The sequence below is a fragment of the Pseudoalteromonas sp. TAB23 genome, from assembly GCF_000498075.1.
GTDB classification, from domain to species: Bacteria; Pseudomonadota; Gammaproteobacteria; order Enterobacterales; family Alteromonadaceae; genus Pseudoalteromonas; species Pseudoalteromonas arctica.
Genome location: NZ_AUTP01000010.1, coordinates 1 through 4,789, shown reverse-complemented (window position 1 = coordinate 4,789; position 4,789 = coordinate 1). Strand labels below are relative to the sequence as shown.

Annotated in this window: 4 protein-coding genes; all 4 read right to left on the bottom strand. The window is 40.6% G+C overall.

What is annotated here, in order from left to right:
- Positions 1-226: 226 nt before the first annotated feature.
- Positions 227-1,090, bottom strand: a complete 864-nt coding sequence (rpoH, locus tag L654_RS0100170; RefSeq protein ID WP_007582838.1) for an RNA polymerase sigma factor RpoH — start codon at positions 1,088-1,090, stop codon at positions 227-229.
- Between the two features lie 314 nt (positions 1,091-1,404).
- A complete protein-coding gene (gene ftsX / locus L654_RS0100165; RefSeq protein WP_024606903.1) occupies positions 1,405-2,391 on the bottom strand; it encodes a permease-like cell division protein FtsX in 987 nt (328 codons plus the stop codon).
- Positions 2,388-3,065 carry a cell division ATP-binding protein FtsE gene (gene ftsE, locus L654_RS0100160; protein ID WP_007582842.1) on the bottom strand — a complete coding sequence of 226 codons (678 nt, stop codon included), beginning with the start codon at positions 3,063-3,065 and terminating at the stop codon, positions 2,388-2,390. The genes ftsX and ftsE overlap by 4 nt, the downstream gene beginning before the upstream one ends.
- Positions 3,066-3,152: 87 nt before the next feature.
- Positions 3,153-4,789, bottom strand: a 1,637-nt coding sequence (ftsY, locus tag L654_RS1000000126870; RefSeq protein WP_024606902.1) for a signal recognition particle-docking protein FtsY, incomplete at its 5' end; no start/stop codon positions are given.

Here is a 4,789-nt window from a genome sequence, read left to right as displayed (position 1 = left end):
GTTGTTCTAAATGAGAATTTTTTAACGCAGGTAGCGACACGTTTAGCCCCGCAAAATGATTAAGTATTATTGCGGATTGGTATAACCATTCAATATGCAGCGCATCGGTATTACTTAATTGGATATTTTATCGTTGGGTTTCGCTTCTCTCAAGCCAACCTACGCGAAAGCAAAAAGCCCCGCATTTTCATGCAGGGCTTTTTAAATTTTGCAGCTTGAACTGTGTTTAGCTCATAGCGCTTTGTAATTTTTTCATCGCTGTTTTTTCAAGCTGGCGAACACGTTCAGCAGATACACTGTACTTTTGTGCAAGCTCTTGAAGAGTCGCTTTATCATCCGACAACCAACGTGCGCTAACAATATCTTGTGAACGCTCGTCTAGTGTTTTAAGTGCGCTAAATAAACGAGTATGCGCTTGCTCTTTCCACTGTTCTTGTTCAACGTCGTCAGCTAAATCAGCTGCGCCATCTGTTAAATATTGTACTGGAGAGTACGTGCTTGTTGGTGCGTCGTCGTTATCGTCGCCCGTTAGGTCAAAGCCCATGTCTTGGCCGCTCATGCGCGATTCCATTTCACGTACTTCTTTTTCACTCACACCTAGCTCGCTAGCAACGGTACTAACCTCAGCTTGATTAAACCAACCTAAACGCTTTTTGTTTTTACGAAGATTAAAAAACAATTTACGTTGCGCTTTAGTGGTTGCAACTTTAACTATGCGCCAATTTTTAAGCACAAACTCGTGAATTTCGGCTTTAATCCAATGCACTGCAAACGATACTAAACGTACACCCACAGTAGGGTCGAAACGCTTAACCGCTTTCATCAGGCCTATATTACCTTCTTGAATAAGGTCAGCTTGTGGTAAGCCGTATCCCGAGTAGCCTTTAGCAATATGCGCTACAAAGCGTAAATGCGACATAATGAGTTGCTTGGCAGCACTAAGATCGCCTTCTTCCTGAAGTTTTTTAGCAAGTTCTTGCTCTTGTTCAACTTTAAGCATAGGAATAGTGCTTACCGCTTGAAGGTAACCGTCCATGCTTGCGCTTTGTTGTCCGACTGTAAGTGCCATTGCGTATAAATCTTTACTCATTTTTCACCTCGGTGATAAACATTTGAAACTATCTTAGCACTCTTTCTTTAAGAGTGCTAACCCCAATTTAAAACTTTTTTAAAGTATAAATCAAGCAGTTTTTAGTATGTGTTTAGTCTACTACAAGCGACTGAATAAGTGATGAATTGAGGGGCTGCAGCAGGTTAACCTCGCTGCATCACCTTATTTACAACTCATTACTTCATGGGAGGATAGTACATAAATATGACAGTTTTAATAACAGTAGGTACAACCCAGTTCGGTACGATACGCATATCAAGCTGGGTTGGTTCACTTATAGTTTGCAGGATTTTTTATACTTTATCGGGTTCTATTTCTTTAATATATCGATTTACAGAAAGGTACGAGCCTACAAATCCTAAGCTTGTTGCAAGTAACACTAAAAAGCCGAGCTCATTAAGCGATAATCCAATTAACGAGAAGCTTGTTTGATACACCCCCGCTACACTGCTCACAGCGCTTGAAAGCCACCACATCATTAGTCCTACGCATATAAAGGCAAATAAACCACCTATTACACCATACCAAATACCGGTCCACAAAAATGGGGCATGTATAAAGGTGTTAGTTGCGCCGACTAGCTTCATTACTTGTATTTCTTCTTTTTTATCCATGATCGACAAACGGATGGTGTTACCAATAATAAGCGTCACTGAGGTAAGCAGTAATAATGCGATGGTTATTACACTTTCTTTCAGTAAATCTAGTAATGCATTTAAACGCTCTAGCCACGCTATATCGAGCTTACCAAAATCAACTTCACGTGCACTTTCTAATTTAGTTAGCAGTACTTTAGCCGCATTTGGGTGTCTGTGACGTTTTGTAGGAGTAACAAGTACCACATCAGGTAATGGGTTTTTATCTAAGTACTCTAAAGCTTGCCCAAAGCCAGATACGTCTTTAAATTCTGTTAGTGCTTTTTGCTTTGATATAAATTCAACGCTTTCCACTTCTGGATAAAGTGCTAAACGCTTTACTAATGTTTGCGTTTCTTGCTCGTTCATACTTTCTTTTACAAACAACGATATTTCACTCGCTTCTTCAAAACCACTACTTACTTGCTGTACGTTTTTAACAACGAGATAAAGTGTTGCAGGTAACGTTAGGCTCAAACCAAGTACAGCAATAGTCATCATAGATGCAAGCGGCGTACGCCACATTTCACCTAAGCTATGAACACCTTGGCGAAAAATATTAATAATGAAAAAATAACCGCCAGCTAATATTGATTTTTTTTGCTTGTCGTTACTATTTTGACGACTTTTAAAAAGTAAACTCATAGTGCTCCCTCAGCGAGCGGATCTTGAAGCATGCGGCCATCTTTTAAGGTTAGACTGCGGTACTTCATACGTGCAACCAAACCTAAGTCATGCGTCGCTATAAGAACAGTGGTGCCGTGTTTATTAAAGTCCTCAAACAGCTTTAGGATTTCCATTGAAAGCTCAGGGTCTAGGTTACCTGTAGGCTCATCGGCTAACAGAATTGGCGGGGAATTTACGATTGCTCTGGCAATACCAACACGTTGCTGCTCGCCTCCAGAGAGCATAGACGGATGACATTTTATTTTGTCTATCAGGCCTACTTTATCAAGCGCACCATGAACACGTTTAGCTATTTGCTTATGGTGAGTACCCTCAATAATAAGAGGCAGTGCCACGTTATCAAAAATGGTATAGCGCTCTAGTAAACGGTGGTTTTGAAAAATAATACCTATATCACGGCGAGCATAAGGAATTTGACGCGAGTTTACTTTATTTAAATCAACACCGTTGATAAATACACTGCCTGCCGATGGGCGTTCCATTAAGCTAATTAACTTAAGCAACGTACTTTTACCCGCACCACTGTGGCCGGTTAAAAAGGCAAGTTCACCCGGTTTAACATGAAAATTAACTTTTTCGAGGGCGCGGTGCCCTCCAGGATAAGTCTTACTTACTTGCTGAAAATTTATCATCTTTTTATTATGCCAATTCAATTAGTTTACTAATAAAATTGGTATTCCTCGCAATTAAAAAGGGAGCAAGCTCCCTCTTTTGGTAAATTAAACGTCGTCCTCATCTTGGCTAAATAACGCATCAATAAAGTCATCGCTTTTAAAAGCGCGTAAATCATCAATACCTTCACCAACACCAATGTAACGAATTGGAATATTAAACTTATCTGCAACCGCAAAAATAACACCACCCTTTGCAGTTCCATCAAGTTTTGAAAGCGTAATACCAGTTAAGCCAACGCATTGATTAAATAAGTTCACTTGGCTAATTGCATTTTGACCTGTGCCAGCATCAATGGTTAGCATCACTTCGTGCGGCGCATCAGGATCAATTTTTTTCATAACACGAGCTATTTTTTCAAGCTCCTGCATTAAGTTATCTTTATTTTGCAAGCGACCCGCTGTATCTGCAATTAACACATCTATATTACGTGCTTTTGCAGCTTGGAATGCATCAAAAACAACCGATGCACTATCTGCACCCGTATGCTGTGCAATAACAGGAATGCTGTTACGTTCACCCCAAACCTGAAGTTGCTCAACAGCAGCCGCTCTAAACGTATCGCCAGCAGCCAGCATAACCGACTTACCTTCGCTTTGAAATTGCTTAGCCATCTTACCAATAGTCGTTGTTTTACCAACGCCATTTACGCCCACCATTAAAATAACAAATGGCTTTTTATCTTTGGTAATTACTAAAGGCTGTTCAGCCGTTTTTAGCATCGCCGCCATTTCTTGTTTCATTAACTCATAAAGCGCATCACCATCTTTTAACTGCTTACGGTTTGCAGCATCAGTTAAGCTATCAATCAACTTCATGGTGGTATCAACGCCTAAATCGGCGGTGAGCAGCTGTGTTTCAAGATCTTCAAATAATTCGTCATCTATTTTTTTACCACTAAAAATAGATGCAAAGCCAGAACCTATATTAACGCGAGTTTTTAACAAGCCCTTTTTAAGGCGAGAGAAAAACCCTTCTTTTTTCGGCTTTTCTGCTTTTTTAGCTTCTTCAATTGCAAGTTCTGCTGTGATACGTTCTTGTTCTAAAAGCTCATTTTCTGCTTTTTCAGCTGCAATGCGCTCTTGTTCTAAACGCTCGTTTTCTGCTTTTTCAGCCGCAATGCGCTCTTGCTCTAAACGCTCGTTTTCTGCTTTTTCAGCCGCAATACGTTCTTGTTCTAAACGTTCATTTTCAACTTTGTCAGCAGCAATACGTTCTTGCTCTAAACGCATTTGCGCTTCTTGTTCTGCTAAACGTTTTGCTTGCTCTTGTCTTTGTGCTTCAGCATCTGCTTGTTCTTTTGCTAATAACTCAGCATTCGCTTGCTCTATTGCAAGCTTTTCAGCCTTTACAGCTTCATCCTTTTTTTCAAGGCGTATTTGCTCTAGTCGCTCAGCCTCTACTTTTTCTGCAGCCAATCGCTCTTGCTCTAACAGCATCTGCGTTTCTTGATCGGCTAAACGTTGTGCATGTTCTTGTCTTTGCGCTTCTGCATCAGCTTGTTGTTTTGCAAGTAATTCAGCATTGGCCTGCTCAATTGCAATCTTTTCTGCGTTTTCAGCACGCTCTTGCTCTAAACGTTTTGCTTCAATTTGTTCAGAAGCAATACGCTCCTGCTCTAAGCGCTCTGTTTCGGCCTCTGCTTTTAAACGTTCAGCTTCAGCTTGCTCCTGTGCTAGCTTTT

Excerpts from the sequence above, each read along its gene's own strand:
- rpoH (WP_007582838.1), bottom strand. The coding sequence starts at position 1,090 with ATGAGTAAAGATTTATACGCAATGGCACTTACAGTCGGACAACAAAGC.
- ftsX (WP_024606903.1), bottom strand. The coding sequence starts at position 2,391 with ATGAGTTTACTTTTTAAAAGTCGTCAAAATAGTAACGACAAGCAAAAA.
- ftsE (WP_007582842.1), bottom strand. The coding sequence starts at position 3,065 with ATGATAAATTTTCAGCAAGTAAGTAAGACTTATCCTGGAGGGCACCGC.